The 21,260-nt window shown below is 60.1% G+C and carries 21 protein-coding genes, 4 tRNA genes and 1 pseudogene; 14 read left to right on the forward strand and 12 right to left on the reverse strand.

All coding sequences use genetic code 11. From position 1 onward, the window contains the following. Positions 1–13 precede the first annotated feature (13 nt). Positions 14–367, reverse strand: a complete 354-nt coding sequence (locus D8U70_RS07215) for a BON domain-containing protein (protein ID WP_016773155.1) — start codon at positions 365–367, stop codon at positions 14–16. 298 nt (positions 368–665) lie between these two features. Then, positions 666–1,103, reverse strand: a complete 438-nt coding sequence (locus tag D8U70_RS07220; protein WP_073475464.1) for a pilin — start codon at positions 1,101–1,103, stop codon at positions 666–668. A 226-nt stretch (positions 1,104–1,329) separates the two neighbouring features. Between D8U70_RS07220 and pilB the strand changes: the two genes are divergently transcribed. Genes pilB through yacG form a run of 5 tightly spaced genes read left to right on the forward strand, consistent with a single transcriptional unit; the run spans position 1,330 to position 5,941 of the window. After that, positions 1,330–3,030 (forward strand): type IV-A pilus assembly ATPase PilB, encoded by a 1,701-nt coding sequence (gene pilB / locus D8U70_RS07225; protein WP_130928559.1) that lies wholly within the window; start codon positions 1,330–1,332, stop codon positions 3,028–3,030. A gap of 2 nt (positions 3,031–3,032) precedes the next feature. Further along, complete coding sequence (locus D8U70_RS07230; RefSeq protein WP_024014342.1) at positions 3,033–4,250, forward strand: type II secretion system F family protein; 1,218 nt, start codon at positions 3,033–3,035, stop codon at positions 4,248–4,250. A gap of 1 nt (position 4,251) precedes the next feature. After that, entirely contained in the window at positions 4,252–5,124 is an 873-nt protein-coding gene (locus D8U70_RS07235) for an A24 family peptidase (RefSeq protein ID WP_130928560.1), read from the forward strand. Continuing rightward, the gene (gene coaE / locus D8U70_RS07240) at positions 5,121–5,744 is read left to right on the forward strand and encodes a dephospho-CoA kinase (protein WP_130928561.1); all 624 of its coding nucleotides are present in this window, start codon (positions 5,121–5,123) and stop codon (positions 5,742–5,744) included. The genes D8U70_RS07235 and coaE overlap by 4 nt, the downstream gene beginning before the upstream one ends. Next, positions 5,741–5,941: a DNA gyrase inhibitor YacG gene (yacG, locus tag D8U70_RS07245; protein ID WP_016773149.1), complete on the forward strand. Its 201-nt coding sequence runs from the start codon at positions 5,741–5,743 to the stop codon at positions 5,939–5,941. The genes coaE and yacG overlap by 4 nt, the downstream gene beginning before the upstream one ends. A 7-nt stretch (positions 5,942–5,948) precedes the next feature. Here yacG and D8U70_RS07250 read toward each other — a convergent pair whose 3' ends face one another. Both D8U70_RS07250 and D8U70_RS07255 read right to left on the reverse strand, forming a co-directional pair. Continuing rightward, positions 5,949–6,164: a hypothetical protein gene (locus D8U70_RS07250; RefSeq protein ID WP_016773148.1), complete on the reverse strand. Its 216-nt coding sequence runs from the start codon at positions 6,162–6,164 to the stop codon at positions 5,949–5,951. A 65-nt stretch (positions 6,165–6,229) separates the two neighbouring features. Next, on the reverse strand, positions 6,230–6,919 hold the full coding sequence (locus tag D8U70_RS07255; protein WP_130928562.1) for an energy-coupling factor ABC transporter permease: 690 nt from the start codon (positions 6,917–6,919) through the stop codon (positions 6,230–6,232). A 117-nt stretch (positions 6,920–7,036) separates the two neighbouring features. Here D8U70_RS07255 and D8U70_RS07260 point away from each other — a divergent pair, with 117 nt between their 5' ends. From D8U70_RS07260 to D8U70_RS28175, 5 genes and pseudogenes are all read left to right on the forward strand, one after another. Further along, positions 7,037–7,663 (forward strand): DUF1780 domain-containing protein, encoded by a 627-nt coding sequence (locus tag D8U70_RS07260; protein WP_007909887.1) that lies wholly within the window; start codon positions 7,037–7,039, stop codon positions 7,661–7,663. Continuing rightward, a complete protein-coding gene (locus tag D8U70_RS07265; protein ID WP_024014346.1) occupies positions 7,660–8,187 on the forward strand; it encodes an MOSC domain-containing protein in 528 nt (175 codons plus the stop codon). Before D8U70_RS07260 ends, D8U70_RS07265 begins: the two co-directional genes overlap by 4 nt. 51 nt (positions 8,188–8,238) lie before the next feature. Continuing rightward, the gene (locus D8U70_RS07270; protein WP_007909875.1) at positions 8,239–8,412 is read left to right on the forward strand and encodes a DUF3094 domain-containing protein; all 174 of its coding nucleotides are present in this window, start codon (positions 8,239–8,241) and stop codon (positions 8,410–8,412) included. Between the two features lie 63 nt (positions 8,413–8,475). Continuing rightward, the gene (locus D8U70_RS07275; RefSeq protein ID WP_016773144.1) at positions 8,476–9,774 is read left to right on the forward strand and encodes an NAD(P)/FAD-dependent oxidoreductase; all 1,299 of its coding nucleotides are present in this window, start codon (positions 8,476–8,478) and stop codon (positions 9,772–9,774) included. Positions 9,775–9,785: 11 nt separating this feature from the next. Further along, positions 9,786–9,869 (forward strand): annotated as a pseudogene (locus tag D8U70_RS28175) (metal ABC transporter ATP-binding protein); the annotation flags it as partial. Between the two features lie 61 nt (positions 9,870–9,930). Here D8U70_RS28175 and D8U70_RS07280 read toward each other — a convergent pair. The 8 genes from D8U70_RS07280 to rluD form a co-directional block, all read right to left on the reverse strand. Next, positions 9,931–11,556 carry a methyl-accepting chemotaxis protein gene (locus D8U70_RS07280; RefSeq protein ID WP_041477812.1) on the reverse strand — a complete coding sequence of 542 codons (1,626 nt, stop codon included), beginning with the start codon at positions 11,554–11,556 and terminating at the stop codon, positions 9,931–9,933. Positions 11,557–11,717: 161 nt separating this feature from the next. After that, a tRNA-Pro gene (locus D8U70_RS07285) sits at positions 11,718–11,794 on the reverse strand. Between the two features lie 97 nt (positions 11,795–11,891). Continuing rightward, positions 11,892–11,967, reverse strand: a tRNA-Lys gene (locus D8U70_RS07290). A gap of 5 nt (positions 11,968–11,972) precedes the next feature. Then, positions 11,973–12,049: transfer RNA gene (locus tag D8U70_RS07295), tRNA-Pro, on the reverse strand. A 9-nt stretch (positions 12,050–12,058) separates the two neighbouring features. Then, a tRNA-Asn gene (locus tag D8U70_RS07300) sits at positions 12,059–12,134 on the reverse strand. Between the two features lie 297 nt (positions 12,135–12,431). Then, positions 12,432–14,996 carry an ATP-dependent chaperone ClpB gene (clpB, locus tag D8U70_RS07305; protein ID WP_130928563.1) on the reverse strand — a complete coding sequence of 855 codons (2,565 nt, stop codon included), beginning with the start codon at positions 14,994–14,996 and terminating at the stop codon, positions 12,432–12,434. Positions 14,997–15,126: 130 nt separating this feature from the next. Further along, complete coding sequence (gene pgeF / locus D8U70_RS07310; protein WP_130928564.1) at positions 15,127–15,849, reverse strand: peptidoglycan editing factor PgeF; 723 nt, start codon at positions 15,847–15,849, stop codon at positions 15,127–15,129. After that, entirely contained in the window at positions 15,846–16,808 is a 963-nt protein-coding gene (gene rluD, locus D8U70_RS07315) for a 23S rRNA pseudouridine(1911/1915/1917) synthase RluD (RefSeq protein ID WP_042610487.1), read from the reverse strand. The genes pgeF and rluD overlap by 4 nt, the downstream gene beginning before the upstream one ends. Before the next feature lie 151 nt (positions 16,809–16,959). Between rluD and D8U70_RS07320 the strand changes: the two genes are divergently transcribed. From D8U70_RS07320 to D8U70_RS07335, 4 genes are all read left to right on the forward strand, one after another. Then, positions 16,960–17,976 (forward strand): outer membrane protein assembly factor BamD, encoded by a 1,017-nt coding sequence (locus tag D8U70_RS07320; RefSeq protein ID WP_056790462.1) that lies wholly within the window; start codon positions 16,960–16,962, stop codon positions 17,974–17,976. 126 nt (positions 17,977–18,102) lie between these two features. Next, a complete protein-coding gene (locus D8U70_RS07325; protein ID WP_130928565.1) occupies positions 18,103–18,336 on the forward strand; it encodes a PP0621 family protein in 234 nt (77 codons plus the stop codon). Next, a complete protein-coding gene (locus D8U70_RS07330; RefSeq protein ID WP_130928566.1) occupies positions 18,326–19,915 on the forward strand; it encodes an ATP-binding protein in 1,590 nt (529 codons plus the stop codon). The genes D8U70_RS07325 and D8U70_RS07330 overlap by 11 nt, the downstream gene beginning before the upstream one ends. Further along, positions 19,912–21,258: a sigma-54 dependent transcriptional regulator gene (locus tag D8U70_RS07335; protein ID WP_110646719.1), complete on the forward strand. Its 1,347-nt coding sequence runs from the start codon at positions 19,912–19,914 to the stop codon at positions 21,256–21,258. Before D8U70_RS07330 ends, D8U70_RS07335 begins: the two co-directional genes overlap by 4 nt. The last annotated feature ends 2 nt before the right edge of the window (positions 21,259–21,260 follow it).

Genomic DNA, 21,260 nt, shown 5'->3' on the forward strand with positions numbered 1-21,260 from the left:
GAGAAGTCTTGCCTTACTCGGCTTTCAGGCCGTCAGCGGAGACCGCTTTAACGCCTTTGATTTTCTTGGCAATGCCAACGGCGACTTCTTTCTGCGACTCGGTTACCGCAGTGGTCGACGACAGGGAAACTACACCCTTGTTGGTTTCGACTTTGATGTCGGTGCCTGGAATGCCTTTTTCGGTAACCAGGTCAGCTTTGACCTTGGTGGTGATCCAGGTGTCGCTGGTATCTTGTTTCATTTCGGTAACTTCACCGGCAGCCAGAACCATTGGCGCTTGGGTAGCCTGAGCGGACTGGGCGAAAGCGCCACCAGCCATGGTCAGGGTCAGAGCGGTAGCAGCGGCAGTGATAGCGAACTTCTTCATACGAGTAACTCCTGTTTTTACTGGAAGTCTGCTGTAACGCTTGTCAGCAGGGTTACCGGAGATATTGCGAACGCTGTGCCAACTTTTTCTGGCATACAAATTCGTTTAAAAACAACGAGTTACGAAAACAGGCTATTTTCGTTTTCATGCAAAATGCATGACGTGCGTGAAAATCACATGCAAGTTGCGGTTTTTTGGAAAGTTCATAAGCTGCTGAAATTATTGGAGCTTTTGTGAAGCGATCGCAGATACAAAAATACCCCGCAATGCGGGGCATTCTGATTATTCACCTTTGTGATTACGTACCGCTGGCCGTGCAACCGCGCGGAGAATAATCAGAGTTGACCGTCGTCGCACACGTCCAAACACCGGAGGTATTCCCCGTCGCCGCCCCGGAACGAGAAAGCGTAATGGTTTTACCTAACACCGGACCTGGTGCATTGAGCAGGGTACAGGTAAGCGTGCCTTCGCCAGTCGCGGCTGTGCCTGTAACTGCCAAAGTACAGTTGGAGGTAGTAGTCGCACCATTGGCAACGTTGGCCAGAGTTGGAGCTGTGCCTTGATTGATCGTGTCCTCGAACGGCACTTTCAATGCACTAATCTCCGCCAGCCCCGCCGTCACCTTCGACCGCGCCTGATACTTCGAATACTGCGGCAGGGCGATAGTCGCCAGAATGCCGATGATCGCCACGACGATCAGCAGCTCGATCAATGTGAAACCTTGTTGTTTTTTCATAGACACGCTCCATGCATGAGTCGAAATCTCATGATCTGAACAAGGCTCAGCACAGCCCATGCCAACGCCTTTCAGGCCCCGCCTGCTGGGCGCGCGCAATTTTCTGCGCCGTTTCCTACAACCCGCAACCGCACTATCTGACACTTTTTGTCACCTGCACCGGCCGTGTTTGGCGCTGTCACTTGACTAGGCTATAAGTCATGAACGGCAAGCGTGCGGAATCCCCATGAATGACATCGCTCTGAGCGGTCTGGCCAAGCAATTGGTCCAGGCCGAACTGCTCACGGAAACAAGCGCCCGGCAATCCTGGGCGCAGGCCCAGCGCAATCGCGTGTCGCTGGTCAATTACCTGGTACACAACAAACTGGTCAACAGCCGGCAGATCGCCGAGATCGCCTCGGAACATTTCGGCATGGCCCTGCTCGATCTCAGCTGCCTCGACAAGGAGACTCAGCCGAGGGGCATGGTCAGTGAAAAACTGGTTCGTCAGCATTGCGCCCTGCCCTTGTGGCGGCGCGGCAACAAATTGTTCGTGGGCCTTTCCGACCCGAGCAATCAGCAGGCGATCAGCGACATCCAGTTCAGCACCGGCCTGAGCACCGAAGCGATTCTGGTCGAGGACGACAAACTCAGCGACGCCATCGACAAGTTCTTCGACAGCCATGCCTCGGGTCTGGAAGAAATGGCCGATGTCGATCTCGACGGCCTCGACGTCGAGTCCATTGATGACAACAAACAGGACGTGATCGGCGGCCTCGATGCCGACGACGCCCCGGTCGTGCGCTTCGTGCACAAAATGCTGCTCGATGCGATCAAGAGCGGCTCTTCCGACCTGCACTTCGAACCCTACGAAAAAAACTACCGGGTGCGTATGCGCACCGACGGCATGCTGCGCGAGGTGGCCAAGCCGCCGATTCAGCTGGCCGGGCGTATTGCCGCTCGCCTGAAGGTGATGGCCAGTCTGGATATTTCCGAACGACGCAAACCCCAGGACGGGCGGATCAAAATGCGCCTGTCGAAAAGCAAATCCATCGATTTTCGCGTCAACACCTTGCCGACCCTGTGGGGCGAAAAAGTGGTGATCCGGATTCTCGACCCGTCCAGTGCACAAATGGGCATCGACGCCTTGGGTTACGAAGCCGAGCAAAAGGCTTTGTACCTGGCTGCGCTGAAACAGCCGCAAGGAATGATTCTGGTCACCGGCCCCACCGGCTCCGGTAAAACCGTGTCGCTGTACACCGGGCTGAATATCCTCAACACCGTCGACATCAATATTTCCACCGCCGAAGACCCGGTGGAAATCAACATGGAGGGCATCAACCAGGTCAACGTCAATCCCCGCCAAGGGCTGGACTTTGCCCAGGCGCTGCGCTCGTTTCTGCGTCAGGACCCGGACGTGATCATGGTCGGCGAGATCCGCGATCTGGAAACCGCCGAGATCGCGATCAAGGCCGCGCAGACCGGCCACTTGGTACTGTCGACCCTGCACACCAACAGCGCGGCGGAAACTCTCACGCGCCTGCACAACATGGGCATTCCCGGTTTCAACATCGCCACCTCGGTCAGCCTGATCATCGCCCAGCGTCTGGCGCGCAAATTGTGCGCGCACTGCAAGCGGCCGCTGGAAATCCCCCACGAAACCTTGCTCAAGGAAGGCTTCCCCGAGGAACGCATCGGTCATTTCACGATCTACGAGCCGGTCGGTTGCGATCACTGCAACGGCGGTTACAAAGGACGCGTGGGGATTTATGAAGTGGTAAAGAACACACCGGACCTGCAACGGTTAATCATGGCCGAAGGCAATTCGCTGGAAATCGACATTCAGATGCGCCGCGACGGTTTCGCCGATCTGCGCACCTCCGGGCTGCACAAGGCCATGCAAGGCATCACCAGCCTTGAGGAAATCAACCGGGTCACCAAGGATTGAACATGGCGGTCAAGGCAGCGAAAGTCAGCGTTTACGCCTGGGAAGGCACCGACCGCAAAGGCAGTAAAGTCAGCGGCGAGTTGAGCGGGCAGAACCCCGCACTGATCAAGGCGCAGCTGCGCAAACAAGGGATCAACCCGGGCAAGGTGCGCAAGAAATCCGCCTCCCTGCTGAGCTTGGGCAAACGCATCAAACCGCAGGACATCGCCCTGTTCACCCGGCAGATGGCAACGATGATGAAGGCCGGTGTACCGCTGTTGCAGTCCTTCGACATCATCGGCGAGGGCTTCGAAAACCCGGCCATGCGCAAGCTGGTCGACGAGGTCAAACAGGAGGTCGCCGCCGGTAACAGCTTCGCCACGGCCCTGCGCAAGAAGCCGCAATACTTCGACGAGTTGTACTGCAACCTGGTCGACGCCGGCGAACAGTCCGGTGCCCTCGACACCTTGCTCGAACGGGTCGCGACCTATAAGGAAAAAAGCGAAGCGCTCAAGGCCAAGATCAAGAAAGCCATGACCTACCCCACCGCCGTGGTGCTGGTGGCGGCGGTGGTGACCGGCATTCTGCTGGTCAAGGTGGTGCCGCAGTTCCAGTCGGTGTTTTCCGGGTTCGGCGCCGAACTGCCGGGCTTCACCCTGATGATCATCAGCCTGTCGGAATTCATGCAGCAGTGGTGGTGGGCGATTCTGTTTGCACTGGTGGCAGCGTTTTTCGGCACTCGCCACGCGTTGAAGACATCGCAGGCCCTGCGCGACCGGCGCGATGCCTGGCTGCTGAAGCTGCCACTGGTGGGCACCTTGATGTACAAGTCCGCCGTTGCACGCTTTGCCCGCACCCTGTCGACCACTTTCGCCGCCGGTGTGCCGCTGGTCGAAGCACTGGATTCGGTGGCGGGCGCCACCGGCAACGTGGTGTTCAAGCGCGCGGTGCTACGGGTTCGGCAGGACGTCTCGACCGGCATGCAGCTCAACTTCTCGATGCGCAGCACCGGTGTGTTTCCGAACATGGCGGTGCAGATGACCGCCATCGGCGAGGAGTCCGGGGCACTGGATGACATGCTCGACAAGGTCGCCGGTTTTTATGAAGCGGAAGTCGATAACATGGTCGACAACCTCACCAGCCTGATGGAGCCGTTCATCATGGTGGTGCTGGGGGTCATCGTCGGTGGACTGGTGGTGGCCATGTACCTGCCGATCTTCCAACTCGGCTCAGCGATCTGACATGCCTATCGACGAACTGTTTGCCGAGTATCCGCTGGCCTTTGTGGTCAGCGCGCTGCTGCTCGGGCTGGTGGTCGGCAGCTTCCTCAATGTTGTGGTCTGGCGCTTGCCGAAAATGCTCGAGCGCGACTGGCGGCAGCAGGCCCATGATGTGCTCGGCCTGCCCAGCGAAACGCCCGTGCCGACCTACAACCTGATGCTGCCGCACTCCGCGTGCCCGCATTGCGGACACCGGATCCGCCCGTGGGAAAACATTCCGCTGCTCAGTTATCTGCTGCTGCGCGGGCGCTGCTCGGCCTGTTCGGCGCCGATCAGTAAACGTTACCCGCTGACCGAACTGGCCTGCGGCCTGCTCTCGGCATTCATCGCCTGGCATCTGGGCTTCGGCTGGCCGGCGAGCTTGCTGATTTTGCTGACGTGGGGCTTGCTGGCGATGAGTCTGATCGACTGCGAACATCAACTGCTGCCCGATGTGCTGGTGCTGCCGCTGCTGTGGCTGGGGCTGATCGTCAACAGCTTCGGCGTGTTCGTGGCGTTGCCAGATGCATTGTGGGGCGCGGTGGCGGGTTATCTGGCGCTGTGGTCGGTGTTCTGGCTGTTCAAACTGCTCACTGGCAAGGACGGCATCGGTCATGGCGATTTCAAGCTGTTGGCCTTGCTTGGCGCTTGGGGTGGCTGGCAGATTCTGCCGCTGACGATCCTTCTATCGTCCTTGGTGGGGGCGATTTTGGGCGTCGTCATGCTGCGCCTGCGCGCCCAGGAAACCTCGACGCCGATCCCCTTCGGGCCCTTTCTGGCAATTGCCGGCTGGATTGCCTTGCTCTGGGGTGGTCAAATAACCGACTTCTATTGGCAGTCTGTCGGTTTGAAATGAATACCCCTGTGGAAAAACCCTGGATCCTCGGCCTGACCGGCGGCATCGGCAGCGGCAAAAGCGCGGCGGCGCAGCACTTCATTGACCTCGGCGTGCACGTGGTGGACGCTGATCATGCGGCGCGCTGGGTAGTCGAGCCGGGGCGTCCGGCGCTGGCGAAAATCGCCGAGCATTTCGGTTCCGGCGTGTTGCAGGCCGATGGCACGCTGGACCGCGCCGCCCTGCGCAAACTGATTTTTGAAGAGCCCGAACAGCGACGTTGGCTCGAAGCGCTGCTGCATCCGTTGATCGGCGAGGAAATCGCTCATCATCTGGCGCAGGCAAAATCGCCTTACGCGATTCTGGTGTCACCGTTGCTGATCGAATCCGGGCAATACGCGATGACCCAGCGCATTCTGGTCATCGATGCGCCGCAACCACTGCAGATCGAACGCACCTTGCAGCGTGACCAGACCAGCGAAGCGCAGGTGCAGGCGATCCTCAAGGCGCAATCGAGCCGTGAAGACCGCGTGAGCCGTGCCGACGATGTGATCGTCAACGACCGCGACCTCGCCTGGCTGCACAGCGAGGTCGAGCGTCTGCATCACTTTTATCTGACTTTATCCGGAGGCCAAGCATGAGCCAGATTCCAACCGTTGAATGCCCAACCTGCGGCGCCCCCGTCGAATTCACCCCGGCGAACAAATTCCGTCCGTTCTGCTCCGATCGCTGCAAACTGATCGACCTCGGCGCCTGGGCCTCGGAAGAGCACAAGATTCCGGTCGCCCCGGATGCCGAAGACGAGCTGTTTTCCGGCGATTTCGATCCGCGTCACTGATCGCTGATCAGGGCCGCATAAAGCCGTAGTCCTGACTGTCGTCGAGGTTCTCCGCGAGAAAGCGCAACTCGTCGGCCAAGTCTTCGGCATTGCGCACTGCCTTGCTCTGCTGCACCACGGCGCTGAGCAGGGCGCGCAAACTCAGGCCCGGGTCAAAGCCCACTTCCTGCGCCAGCTCCAGACTCTGCCGGGTTTCCTGCCGCGCCCATTCGTACACGCCCATGCCACTGCTCCTGAAGGGATTTGCGCGAGCATGAAATCTCTGCGGCATGGCCGGTTTGATGTGGATCAAGACTTCTGATCGTCGTCCTTCCACGGCGCTGAAAGGTAACGGGTGCGGTTGAAGGTCTCCAGCCATTCCGGGCAGAACACCACCAACGCACTGACAACCATGCCGTTGATAAAGGCCTCGGGAAACAGCAGCAACCACAGGTAGCCGACGAAATCTTCCAGCCATTCCGGCATGGCGAAGAGGCCGTCGTACCACAGCAGTGTCAGGCTGAGGATCAGGCACAACAGGCCTGACAACGCAGCGGCGAAGAAACCGGAACAGAAGATGTAAACGAACGGATTTCGTGGCTGCGCACGCTCGACCAGAATCGCCACGCATTCGGTGATCAGCACTGGCAGCAGAATCAGCAACGCGCCATTGACGCCCACCGCAGCCAGGTCCTGACGCCCCAGCAGCACCAGCCCCATCTGCGCAACCAGCCCGCCGACGATCGCCAGCGGCCAATCGAGCAGCAGCGTCACCGCCGTCATGCCGATGAAGTGATAAGACACGCCGGTGTCGAAATCCCTGCGCACCAGCCACAGCAGAAACAGCGCGAACACCGTGCCGAACAGCAAGTGCTGCCGGCGACTGTCGCTGAACAGCTCGACCCATGGCGCACGCATGATCGCCCAGAGCAGCACCGGCAGATAAATCAGCCAGCCGAGTGTCAGGCTTGCCGAGGACAGCAGTTCGGCACCGATCATGATTCCCTCACCTTCTCCATGGGCTTACCGCTTTGTCGCAGTCTACACCGCCGATGTATGTGCACCAGTCGATGCAAAGCTATCTGCTTGTCGCATTTGGACGCTAAGCTTGGGCTTATGGATGATTCAGATTATTTACGCCTGCTGACCATCGCGGCCGAGCAGGCCAATGCGTTCCTGTCCAATGCCCGCAAATGGGAGCGTGAGCGTTGGGTCTGCCAGCGCCTGCTGCAAGGTCTGAACATCCCCTACCGCGCCGACGAATTCGCCCCGGCCGGTGAGCCGCCGGACGTATTGTTCCGCGATGCCAATTTCGAAGTTTTTTTCGTCCTCGATGAAGGCCGCCGTCTCAATGATGAATGGCGCGACGAATTGCAGCGTCGGCGCAGCGCGTTCTCCCTGAGCCAACTGGTGCGCCGCGAAGCCAAACCCAAGCGCATCCCGGCCAATGAATTTCTCCTGCGTCTGGCGCCAACCCTGCGCAAGAAGGCGCACAACTACAAGGAACGCGGCATGGATCTGGGTGAACTGGACATCATCGCCTTCGCCAGCCTCAAACGCGAAGTGCTCGACCTCAACAGTCATTTCCCGCCACCGACCGAATACCTGCGTCAGGGCTGGCGCTCGCTGTCGCTGGTCGGCCCGACATTCGCCCGTGTGCTGTTCGCCCACCCCGACGCACCGGACTTTCTGCGCAGTAACCTCGGCCGCAGCATTGTGTTCGACGTGGGTATCAGCCTGTGACGCCGCTGCAGCAGTTGATCGCCGAGGTTCCGCAAACCGGTCGTGTGCGCTGGATCGGTGTGCGTCCAGAATCCCGTGGGCCGATGCTTGAGCTGGACGCGGTCGAGGCGCGGCTGGAAGCCGGGCTCACCGGCGACCACGCCCGCCCGGGCATTCGCAATGCGCGACAGGTGACGCTGATCCAGTGGGAGCACCTGGCGGTAATCAACGCATTGATGGGCCGTCCCGCTGACCAGCCAGTCCGGCCTGAAGATCTGCGGCGCAATCTCGTTATAAGCGGAATCAATTTGTTTAGCCTGAAGGGGCGGCGCTTTCGCATCGGGCAGGCGATACTCGAAACCACTGGCTGGTGTCAGCCCTGTGCACGCTTGCAGAACAATCTCGGCCCGGGCACTTTTCAAGCCGTGCGCGGGCATGGCGGGATCACCGCCCGGGTGTTACAAAGCGGCATCATTCGCCTCGACGATAGCGTGTGCGTCGAACCGGTCCCGGACAGCGGCTACGCTGCGTTCAATCCGGGCTGAAAACCGCTGTAGCCTGTGCTCATTCAGTAACGTCTACCTGACGAGGCAAATATGACCAGCCGCCTGAACCCCGAAGACCAAAAGCATGTCGAAGAGTACCTGCAATTGTCCCAACACCGTGTCGAGCGCCGGCCTTTCCGGCCGTGGATGCTCCTGGTGCTGGTGCTGGCAGTGACCATTGGTCTGGGCCTGTTGAGCCGATTTATCAGTTACCTGACGTTATGAGCTGCCTTGCGCTCCCTCGGGTAACCGCACCGATTTCTTTTAAAAACCTTGCGAGTTATCCCTATGTCCCATCGTATTGTCATTGTCGGCGGCGGCGCCGGCGGTCTGGAGTTGGCTACCCGCCTGGGTAAGACTCTGGGCAAGCGCGGCACGGCCAGCGTGATGCTGGTCGACGCGAACCTGACCCACATCTGGAAGCCGCTGCTGCACGAAGTGGCCGCCGGTTCCCTGAACTCCTCCGAAGACGAACTCAACTATGTCGCCCAGGCGAAATGGAACCACTTCGAGTTCCAGCTCGGGCGCATGAGCGGGCTTGATCGTGCGCAGAAGAAAATCCAGCTGGCCGCGACCTATGACGAAAACGGCGTCGAGCTGGTACCGGCGCGTGAAGTGGCTTATGACTCGCTGGTGATCAGCGTCGGCAGCACCACCAACGATTTCGGTACCCAGGGCGCGGCGCAGCATTGTCTGTTCCTTGATACGCGCAAACAGGCTGAGCGCTTCCACCAGCAATTGCTCAACCATTATCTGCGCGCCCACGCCGGGCAGACCGACGTGGTCGAGCAGATCAGTGTGGCCATCGTCGGCGCTGGCGCCACTGGCGTCGAACTGGCGGCAGAGCTGCACAACGCCGCCCATGAATTGGCCGCGTATGGTCTGGACCGGATCAAACCGGAAAACATGCACATCACGCTGATCGAAGCCGGCCCACGGGTGCTGCCTGCCCTGCCGGAGCGCATCAGCGGGCCGGTGCACAAGACCCTGGAGAAGCTCGGGGTCAATGTGATGACCAACGCAGCAGTCAGCGAAGTGACTGCGGACAGCCTGATCACCGCCGATGGCAACGAGATCAAGGCCAGCCTGAAAGTCTGGGCTGCCGGCATCCGCGCACCGGGTTTCCTCAAGGACATCGACGGTCTGGAAACCAACCGCATCAATCAGCTGCAAGTGCTGCCGACTCTGCAAACCACGCGCGACGAAAACATCTTTGCCTTCGGTGACTGCGCGGCGTGCCCGCAACCGGGCACTGATCGCAACGTCCCACCACGGGCACAAGCGGCGCATCAACAGGCGTCGCTGCTGGCCAAGTCGCTGAAACTGCGCATCGAAGGCAAGACCCTGCCGGAGTACAAGTACACCGACTACGGCTCGCTGATTTCGCTGTCGCGTTTTTCTGCTGTGGGTAACTTGATGGGTAACCTGACCGGCAGCGTCATGCTCGAAGGCTGGCTGGCGCGGATGTTCTATGTGTCGCTGTACCGCATGCACCAGATGGCGCTGTACGGTCCGTTCCGCACGGCGATGTTGATGCTGGGGAGCAAGATTGGTCGTGGCACCGAGCCGCGTCTGAAACTGCACTAAGGCCAACATCTGTGGGAGCGAGCCTGCTCGCGAAAGCGGTGGATCAGTCAACACTGTCGTTGAATGATTCGCCCCCTTCGCGAGCAAGCTCGCTCCCACATTGTTTCGTGTTGTGCGCAAATCAGCAGGCGAAGGCCTGCAATTGATCTCTGTTCATCAGAGCTGAAAGCGTCGCACCATGCCCTGTAGCGCATTGGCCAGTTGCGACAGTTCGTGGCTCGATGCGCTGGTCTGATCAGCCCCCGCAGCCGAACGCACCGACAGGTCGCGAATGTTCACCAGATTGCGATCCACTTCCCGCGCCACCTGCGCCTGCTCCTCGGCAGCGCTGGCGATCACCAGGTTGCGCTCGTGAATCTCGTGCACCGACGCCGTGATCGTCACCAACGCCTCACCTGCCCGCTCTGCGAGAACCAGCGTACTCGCCGCACGAGATGCGCTGGCCTGCATTGACTCCAGCGCCTGGCTCGAACCGCTGCGCATGCCTTGCACCATCTGCTCGATTTCCTGCGTCGATTGCTGGGTGCGATACGCCAGCGCCCGCACCTCATCGGCTACCACCGCAAAACCTCGACCGCTTTCGCCCGCACGTGCTGCCTCAATGGCAGCGTTGAGCGCCAGCAGATTGGTCTGCTCGGCGATGGCGCGAATCACGTCCAGAACCTTGCCGATGTCTTGCGATTGATTGGCCAGCGACTGCACCAGCTCGCCGGTGTTTTGCACATCACTGGCCAGGGCGTTGATCGCACTGGCGGTTTCGCTGACGCGCTCCTGGCCCAATTGCGCCGATTGACTGGACTGGCGCGTGGCATCGGACGTCGACACCGCGTTGCGCGCGACCTCCTCCACCGCAGCGGTCATCTCGTTGACCGCAGTGGCGGCTTGCTCGATTTCGTTGTTCTGCTCTTGCAGGCCTTGGGTGCTGTCGACGGTGACGGCGCTCAGTTCGTCAGCGGCGGTGGCCAGTTGTGTGGCTGAGCCGCTGATACCTTGCAGGGTCTCGCGCAGGTTCTGTTGCATCGTCGCCAAGGCCTTGAGCAAGCGGCTGACTTCGTCATTGCCATGGGTTTCGATCGGTCGGGTTAGATCGCCCTTAGCGACACTTTCAGCGGCATCCACGGCGCTGCTCAGCGGGCGCACGATACTGCGCGTGAGCAACATCGCCAGCGCCACCGTGGCCAGCGCTGCCAGACCAATGAACAGGCTGACGATGGTCCGCGAGGTTTCATAATGCGCGGCGGACTTCTCGCTTTCGGCGGCGACCTGGCGGGCGAACAGATCGGCGAGATCATTGAGCTGTTTGCCGGAGCCGTCGACCACGGTCTTCATATCCACCAGGAGCAATTTGGTCAGCTCGTCACGCTTGCCTTGCTCAGCGAGGGTGAACGACTGGGCAATGCCAGTGCGATAGGCGGCGAAGGTTTTCTTGAACTGGTCATACAGCTGCTGACCTTCGGCAGTGTCGACCAGTTTGTCGTAGGCGGCGATCTTCTCGCTCAGTTCCTTGTCGCGGGTGTCCATCTGGCCGCGATAGGTGGCGATATTGGCCGGATCCTGATCGAGCGCCATGCGCAGGGAGATGGTGCGGATGCGCAGCATCAGTTCGCGGATCTCGTCGCCGCCACGGATGCTCGGCAACCAGCGGTTCTCCACCGCCACCTCACTGTCGCGAATGCTCGACATCTGCCCCAGCGCAAACACGCCGAGCAAGGCCACCAACACCGCGATCAGGGCAAATCCCAGGGCAGCCCGGGGAGCAATATTCAACTGACGAAGCAACATGACGAACGCCCTTATTCTTGTAATGGCCAGATCAAGGGGCGAAGCGTTGGCAGTCCCCTCGTGTTAGCGGGCTATCGGCAGGTTGTATGACGACTTGAAGGGATTCAGCTTTCGGCAGGCAAAAAAAATCCCCGTATCTTTCGATACGAGGATTTTCAATATGGTCGGGGTAAGGGGATTCGAACTCCTGACATCCTGCTCCCAAAGCAGGCGCGCTACCGGACTGCGCTATACCCCGGTAAAAAAAAGGCGACCTTTCAAAGATCGCCTTCTTCGATCAGCGCTTTTGGCCTCTGATCTTAAGATTCGATCCCAGCGCAAACTGGTTTCAAAAATGGTGGGTCGTGTGGGATTCGAACCTACGACCAATTGGTTAAAAGCCAACTGCTCTACCAACTGAGCTAACGACCCAAATATGGTCGGGGTAAGGGGATTCGAACTCCTGACATCCTGCTCCCAAAGCAGGCGCGCTACCGGACTGCGCTATACCCCGGTTTGAAATTGGCTCCGTGACCAGGACTCGAACCTGGGACCCAATGATTAACAGTCATTTGCTCTACCGACTGAGCTATCACGGAACTACATATTTCAATTTACAACGGTGAAGCTTTGTTGCATCTCGCCACCCGTTCGCATCGCTGCGTTCGTGTGTCTGAGGCGCGCTATTCTACAACCTAGAACACCTCTGTCAACCCCCTAAATTGCTTTCAAGTTAATGATTTGCAACTTATTTCAGATTCCAACCCGGTGGGTTGAAACGCTGCCGGTGACTGACTGCGGGGCGCACTTTACAAGCCTTTTCCTTTGAGTTCAACAGCCTGGCGAAAAAAAGGCCTCGCAATGCGAGGCCTTCCCGGTTTCATTGCCGCTGAGGCTTAGCCGAAAACGATTTCGTCGTTCTCGACCTTGCCGGTGGCGGTGTCGCCCGGCATGAAATGACCCGACAGGATCAACTGCGCCAGCGGGTTTTCGATCCAGCGCTGGATCGCCCGTTTCAAAGGACGCGCGCCATACACCGGGTCGTAACCGACGGCGATCAGCTTGTCCATCGCTTCCGGGCTCAGCTCCAGCTTCAGCTCGCGCTCAGCCAGACGGCTGCGCAGGCGACCCAACTGGATCTCGGTAATCCCGGCGATCTGATCCCGCGCCAACGGCTCGAAGATCACCACCTCGTCGACCCGGTTGATGAACTCCGGACGGAAGTGCGACGTCAGCGCGTCCATCACAGCAGCGCGCTGCGCCTCGCGATCACCGACCAGCTCCTGGATCTGCATCGACCCGAGGTTGGAGGTCATCACGATCACCGTGTTGCGGAAGTCCACCGTACGCCCGTGACTGTCGGTCAGCCGGCCATCCTCAAGCACTTGCAGAAGGATGTTGAACACATCCGGGTGCGCCTTCTCGACTTCGTCCATGAGGATCACCGAGTACGGCTTGCGCCGCACCGCTTCGGTCAGATAACCGCCCTCTTCGTAGCCGACGTAGCCCGGTGGCGCACCGATCAGACGAGCCACGGAATGTTTCTCCATGAACTCGGACATGTCGATCCGCACCATCGCCTCTTCGGTATCGAAGAGGAACTCGGCCAAGGTCTTGCACAGCTCGGTTTTACCGACACCGGTCGGGCCGAGGAACATGAACGAGCCGCTCGGACGATTCGGGTCGGACAGCCCGGCGCGGGAACGCCGCACGGCGTTGGCCACAGCCACGACCGCTTCTTCCTGACCGATCACCCGTTTGTGCAACAGGCTCTCCATCTTCATCAGCTTGTCGCGCTCGCCTTCGAGCATCTTCGACACCGGGATGCCGGTCCACTTCGACACGACTTCGGCAATCTCTTCTTCAGTCACCTTGCTGCGCAGCAACTGGTTTTCGCTCTTGCCGTGCTGGTCGACCATTTGCAGGCTGCGCTCCAGATCGGGGATCACCCCGTACTGCAACTCGGCCATGCGATTCAGGTCGCCTTTGCGGCGTGCGGCTTCCAGTTCCTGGCGCGACTGTTCGATCTTCTGCTGGATCTGCGCAGAACCCTGCACCTCGGCTTTTTCCGAGTTCCAGATTTCTTCCAGATCCGAGTACTCACGTTCGTGACGCTCGATTTCTTCCTGGAGTTTTTCCAGGCGTTTCTTCGCTGCGTCGTCGCTTTCTTTCTTCAGCGCCTGGGATTCCACTTTCAACTGAATCAGGCGCCGCTCCAGACGATCGAGTACTTCCGGTTTGGAGTCGATCTCCATACGGATACGGCTGGCGGCCTCATCGATCAAGTCGATGGCCTTGTCCGGCAACTGCCGATCCGTGATGTAGCGATGGCTGAGTTTCGCCGCGGCAATGATCGCGCCGTCGGTGATCGCCACCTTGTGGTGAACCTCGTAACGTTCCTTGAGGCCACGCAGAATGGCGATGGTGTCTTCTTCGCTCGGCTCGTCCACCAGGACTTTCTGGAAACGCCGCTCGAGCGCCGCGTCCTTCTCTATATATTGGCGATACTCGTTGAGCGTGGTCGCGCCGACGCAGTGCAACTCGCCGCGAGCCAGCGCAGGCTTGAGCATGTTGCCGGCATCCATCGAGCCTTCGCCCTTACCGGCGCCGACCATGGTGTGCAGCTCGTCGATGAACAGAATGATCTGCCCTTCCTGCTTCGACAGTTCGTTGAGCAACGATTTCAGGCGCTCTTCGAACTCGCCGCGATACTTGGCGCCGGCAATCAGCGCGCCCATGTCCAGCGACAGCAGGCGCTTGCCTTTAAGGCCGTCCGGCACTTCGCCGTTGATGATGCGCTGCGCCAGCCCTTCGGCGATCGCGGTTTTACCCACGCCCGGTTCACCGATCAGCACCGGGTTGTTCTTGGTGCGGCGTTGCAGAACCTGAATGGTGCGGCGGATCTCGTCGTCACGGCCGATCACCGGGTCAAGCTTGCCGTCTTCGGCGCGCTTGGTCAGGTCGACGGTGTATTTATCCAGTGCCTGTCGCGACTCTTCGTGGTTGGCGTCATTTACCGCTTCGCCACCACGCAGGTTGTTGATCGCGTTCTCCAGGGCTTTTTTGCTCACGCCTTGGCCGAGCAGCAACTTGCCGAGCTTGCTGTTCTCGTCCATCGCGGCGAGCAGCACCAGTTCGCTGGAGATGAACTGGTCGCCCTTCTGCTGAGCCAGACGGTCGGCCTGATTGAGCAGGCGCGCCAGATCCTGCGACATGTTGACGTCGCCGGTCGGGTTCTGGATTTTCGGTAGCTGATCGAGCTCTTTGGTCAGCTCTTTACGCAAGCTGTTGACGTCGAAGCCTACCTGCATCAGCAGCGGCTTGATCGAACCGCCCTGCTGTTCAAGCATGGCCTGCATCAAGTGCGCCGGCTCGATGGCCGGATGATCGTGGCCAACCGCCAACGACTGGGCGTCGGACAGGGCCAACTGTAATTTGCTGGTTAAACGGTCAATACGCATGGGTCACCTTCCTTTTGAGCAGGCCGGACCTAAGAAACCATCCTGAATAAAGAAACCTGCCAGATACCACTGTAGATGCGGTCGATTCTGGGAGATTCAAGCGTCGGAGAGTTGATGCAGATCAGAGAGTTTAGCGGGTGAGCCAAACAAGGGAGGCGAAACGACCGGTGCGCGACGCACGGCGGTAAGAAAAGAAGCGCGGATCGGTCACGGTGCAGAAACCGCCACCATAAACAGCCGTGACACCCCGTTCAGCCAGACGCAGGCGCGCCAGTTCATAGATGTCGGCCATGTACTTGCCGGGATTGTGGCTCGGCAAGAAGGCTGTCGCCGCTTCAGGCAGTTGATTGATGAATACTTCGCGAACTTCCGGACCGACCTCAAAAGCCTTTGGGCCAATCGCCGGGCCGAGCCAGACCAGAATCTCTTCAGGCGCAACATCGAGGCTGTCGAGAGTTGCCTCAAGCACGCCCGCCGCCAGACCACGCCAACCGGCATGGGCCGCTGCTACACGGGTGCCCGCACGATCGCAGAACAACGCCGGCAAGCAATCCGCCGTCATCGCCGCGCAGGCGATTCCCGGCGTTGCGGTCCAGCTGGCATCTGCAGTCGCAACGATGCCCGGATCAGCATGGGCAACGGTGATCCCGTGCACTTGCTGCAACCAGGCAGGCTGTATAGAGAAGTGCTCGGTCAGACGCCGACGGTTCTCGGCGACGGCTTCAGGACGATCATCGACGTGATCACCCAGATTCAGGCTGTCGAACGGCGCCTCGCTGACACCACCCTCGCGGGTGGTGACACAGGCCCTGACGCTGGCCGGCGCAGGCCAGTCCGGCGTCAGCCAGCTCATCCGACGAAGGCCTCGCGATCCTGCTTGAGCAGGGTCAGCAGCCAGACGAAATCTTCCGGCAGCGGCGATTCCCAGCTCATGCGCTCACCGCTCGTCGGGTGATCAAGTTCAAGGAAGCGCGCGTGCAGCGCCTGACGCGGGAAGTGCTTGAGCGATTCCACCATGGTCGGGTTGGCCGCAGGCGGAATGCGGAAACGCCCGCCGTAGGCCGGATCGCCGACCAACGGGAAATTGATGTGCGCCATGTGCACGCGGATCTGGTGGGTCCGACCGGTTTCCAGCTTCACCCGCACATGAGTGTGGGAACGGAAACGCTCGAGCACGCGGTAATGGCTGACGGCAGGCTTGCCGCCTTCCATCACTGCCATGCGCTGGCGTTGCTGGCCGTGACGACCGATCGGCGCATTGATCTTGCCACCGGCGGTGACCACGCCGATCACGATGCACTCGTAGATACGGCTGACGCTGCGGCTCTGCAATTGTGCGACCAGCTTGGTCTGCGCCTGAATGGTCTTGGCCACCACCATCAGACCGGTGGTGTCCTTGTCCAGACGATGCACGATGCCGGCGCGCGGGACATTGATGATGTCCGGCACATGGTGCAACAAAGCGTTGAGCAGGGTGCCATCGGCATGACCGGCAGCCGGGTGCACCACCAGGCCCGCAGGCTTGTTGATCACCAGGATGTCGTCGTCTTCATAGACGATGTCGAGCTCGATGTCCTGGGCGATCCACTCGCCCTGGGCTTCCTGCTCGGCAGTCAGCTCAAGGATGGCACCGCCATGCACAATGTCGCGCGGGCGGATCACCGCCCCGTCCACAGTCAGGCGACCTTCTTTGATCCAGGCGGAAAGGCGCGAGCGTGAGTGCTCAGCGAAGAGTTGGGCGGCGACTTGATCGAGGCGTTGGCCGCCCAATTCGGACGGCACCTCTGCGCGAAGTTCAATTTTATCGGACATGCTCGGACTGGGCGTCGGCACAGCCTTTGGTTTCGGCTGCGCGCTTGTGGTTAAATACGGCGTCTTTTGCCCCGAGGCTTTTCAACGGGGCGCTCATCATAACAGGACGGCCCCGCCCAAGACAGCGGCCGTCATAGGGACGCAAGCCGCCATGCAAGTGAAACACCTGCTGCTGATCGCCATCCTCGCATTGACCGCTGCTTGCTCATCGAAGGAAGTCGTAGACGAAAACCTCAGCGAAGCCGAGCTGTATCAGCAGGCTCAGACTGATCTGGACAACAACAGCTACACCAGCGCCACAGCCAAGCTGAAGGCTCTGGAGTCGCGTTATCCGTTCGGTCGCTACGCCGATCAGGCTCAGCTGGAGTTGATCTACGCCAACTACAAGAACGCCGAGCCGGAAGCTGCGAAGTCTGCCGCCGAGCGTTTCATTCGTTTGCATCCGCAGCATCCGAACGTGGATTACGCGTACTACCTCAAGGGTCTGACCTCGTTCGACCAGGACGTCGGCCTGCTGGCGCGCTTCCTGCCGCTGGACATGACCAAGCGTGACCCGGGCGCCGCCCGTGACTCGTACAACGAGTTCGCGCAGCTGACCAGCCGCTACCCGAACAGCCGCTACGCGCCGGACGCCAAGCAGCGCATGATCTATCTGCGCAACCTGTTGGCCGCCTACGAAATCCACGTCGCCGACTACTACCTGACCCGTCAGGCTTATGTAGCCGCTGCCAACCGTGGCAAGTACGTCGTGGAAAACTTCCAGGAAACCCCATCGGTCGGCGACGGCCTGGCGGTGATGACCGAAGCCTACCAGCGTCTGCACCTCGACGATCTGGCAGCCACCAGCCTGGAAACCCTGAAGCTCAACTACCCGGATCACCCGAGCCTGGAAGATGGCCAGTTCGTGCCACGCGTAGCCGAAGCTGACAACCGTTCGTTCCTGAGCAAGGCGACTCTGGGCCTGATCGAATCGCGTCCACCGCTGCCGCCGGGCGAAACCCGCGCCAACCAGGACGTGCAGAAGCAGTTCCAGGACGCGAAAGATGCGATCCCGAACGAGCTCAAGCCTAAGGACGAAAACGGCGACGTGATCGAAGAGCCAGAGCCGGAATCCAGCGACACCGACCGCTCGTGGTTCAGCTACATGACCTTCGGCGTGTTCGACTGATCACACCGGCGGTACGAAAAAGGGAGATCTGCGGATCTCCCTTTTTTATTGCCGCGCTTTAATAGGCTGTGCGCTGATCGGGTCCTTGGCTAAACTGCCGGATCATCAGTCGAAAAGCCGCTCATCATGCTTCGTTTATTGTTCTGGATTGCCCTGATCTTCGCCGCCATCTGGCTCTGGCGCAAATTCAAGACCCCCGCCTCGTCCACCCGACCGCCGCGCGAACAGGACGCGCCGCCGATGGTGCGCTGCGCACATTGCGGCGTGCATCTGCCGCGCGACCGCGCGCTGGGCAACCAGCAACTGTGGTATTGCAGCCAGGCTCATCTCGAGCAAGGCCCGGGCGCCAGTGGTCGCTGAGGCGGTCAACGCCGACCAGAAACAGGCGCAGCGTCTGCTGCGCCTTTATCACCTGTACCGTTTAAGTGTCGGCATCACTCTGGTGTTGCTGATCTCCAGCAACATGGACAACCGCCTGCTGACGTCGGCCAACGACGATCTGCTGCGCGGCGGCAGCTGGCTGTACCTGATCATCAATATGCTGCTGGTGGTGTTCCTCGAAAACACCCGGCGCCCGGCGCAGTTGTTCACCCTGGCCCTCGTCGACGTGCTGCTGTTGTGCGGCCTGTTCTACGCGGCGGGCGGCGTGGCCAGTGCGCTGGGCAATCTGCTGGTGGTCTCGGTGGCAATCAGCAACACCCTGCTACGCCGACGCATCGGCCTGCTGATTGCCGCCATCGCGGCGATCGGCATTGTCGGCCTGAGCTTTCTGCTGGGTCTGAGCCGCCCCTTGAGCGCCAACGCCTACTTGCAAGCCGGCACCCTCGGCGCGCTGTGCTTCGCCGCCTCGCTGCTGGTGCAAGGGTTGATCCGCCGCCTCGAAGTCAGCGAGACCCTGGCCGAACAGCGCGCCAGCGAAGTGGTCAGCCTGGAGGCGCTGAACGCGTTGATCCTGCAACGCATGCGCACGGGGATTCTGGTGCTCGACGAGCAACGTCGGGTGCAACTGGCCAATCACAGCGCGCAGAGTCTGCTCGGCCATAGTCGCCTGCAAGGTCATTTGATCGACGAGTATTCCCCCGCATTGGTCGAGCGTCTGCAACTGTGGCGCAACAACCCGACCTTGCGCCCGCAGAGCCTGAAAATCCCCGGCAATGGCCTTGAGCTGCAACCCAGCTTCATCGCTCTCGAGCAGAGTCCGAACCAGCAGACGCTGGTGTTTCTCGAAGACCTGGCGCAAATCACCCAACAGGCGCAGCAACTCAAGCTCGCTGCGCTCGGGCGTTTGACCGCCGGCATCTCCCATGAAATTCGCAATCCACTGGGCGCGATCAGTCATGCCGCGCAGCTGTTGGCCGAGTCCGAGGAACTCGATAGCGCAGATCGACGTCTGACGCAGATTATTCAAGACCACTCCCAGCGCATGAACCGAGTCATCGAAAACGTCCTGCAACTGTCCCGCCGCCAGCAAAGCGCGCCGCAACGGCTGGACCTCAAGCCGTGGCTGGAAGACTTCGTCGGCGAAATCCGCGAGCAGGCCAATGAGCGCCAGCACATTCATCTGCGGATCAATTCCGGCGATTTCACCACGCTGATGGACCCGAACCAATTGCGGCAGATTCTCGACAATCTGATACGCAACGCCTGGCGTCACAGTGCGCAAATGCACGAGCAGGCCGACGTCTGGCTGGCACTGTTCGTCGACCCGGACAGCCAGTTGGCGGTGCTTGAGGTCCAGGACAACGGCCCCGGCGTGTCGGCCGATGAACAGGCGCATCTCTTTGAACCCTTCTTCACTACCAGCAGCCAGGGCACCGGTCTTGGCCTTTATCTGTCCCGTGAGCTGTGCGAAAGCAACCAGGCACGCCTAGACTTCAAATCACGCCAAGGCGGCGGCTGCTTTTGCATCACTTTTGCTCACGGACGGAAACAAAGTTGAATACAAGCCCACGGCAAAAAATTCTAATCGTCGACGACGAACCGGATATCCGCGAGCTCCTGGAAATCACCCTGGGACGGATGAAACTCGAGACCTTCAGCGCACGCAATCTGGGCGAAGCTCAGGCGCTGTTGCAGCGCGAGCACTTTGACCTGTGCCTGACCGACATGCGCCTGCCCGACGGCACCGGGCTGGAGCTGGTGCAACACATTCAGCAACGCGCTCCACACCTGCCGGTGGCGATGATCACGGCGTACGGAAGCCTGGAAACTGCGATCAATGCGCTGAAGGCCGGGGCGTTCGATTTCCTCACCAAACCGGTGGAACTGCCGCGCTTGCGCGAACTGGTCAGCTCGGCGCTACGCCTGCCGACAGCGGGTGGCCCGAGCACCGCAATCGAGCGACGCTTGCTGGGCGATTCGCCGCCAATGGCCAATCTGCGCAAGCAGATCGACAAGCTCGCACGCAGTCAGGCACCGGTCTACATCAGCGGCGAATCCGGCAGCGGCAAAGAACTGGTCGCGCGTCTGATCCACGAACAAGGTCCGCGCGCCAGCCAGCCGTTTGTGCCGGTGAACTGCGGGGCAATTCCATCGGAACTGATGGAAAGCGAATTTTTCGGCCACCGCAAAGGCAGTTTCACTGGAGCCGTCGAAGACAAGCCGGGGCTGTTTCAAGCGGCCCATGGCGGCACTCTGTTTCTCGATGAAGTCGCCGATTTGCCACTGTCGATGCAAGTGAAACTGCTGCGGGCGATTCAGGAAAAAGCCGTGCGCAGCGTCGGCGGCCAGCAGGAAACGGTGGTGGACGTGCGCATCCTTTGCGCAACGCACAAAGACCTTGAAGCCGAAGTTTCGGCCGAACGCTTCCGCCAGGATCTGTATTACCGGCTCAACGTCATCGAACTGCGTGTGCCGTCCCTGCGCGAACGCCGCGACGACATTGAGGCGCTTGCCATGCACGTACTCAAGCGCCTGGCCAAAGACACCGGACAACCCGAAGCACGCCTGCATCCGCAAGCGCTGGAGGCGCTGAAGAACTATCGCTTTCCGGGCAATGTGCGCGAACTGGAGAATGTTCTCGAACGCGCGCACACCCTGTGTGAAAACCGCACGATCGAAGCGCAGGATCTGCGTTTGAGCGAAGGCAATTGCACGGCGGACGGGGCGATGGCCGATCTGACGCAGATCGACAATCTTGAGGATTATCTGGAGAGCGTCGAGAGGAAGCTGATTTTGCAGGCGCTTGAGGAAACCCGCTGGAACCGCACGGCGGCGGCGCAGCGGTTGAGTCTGTCGTTTCGGTCGATGCGCTATCGGCTGAAGAAGTTGGGCCTGGATTAAAG

Source organism: Pseudomonas sp. Sample_20 (genome assembly GCF_004307585.1).
In the GTDB taxonomy this organism is placed as follows: Bacteria; Pseudomonadota; Gammaproteobacteria; order Pseudomonadales; family Pseudomonadaceae; genus Aquipseudomonas; species Aquipseudomonas atacamensis.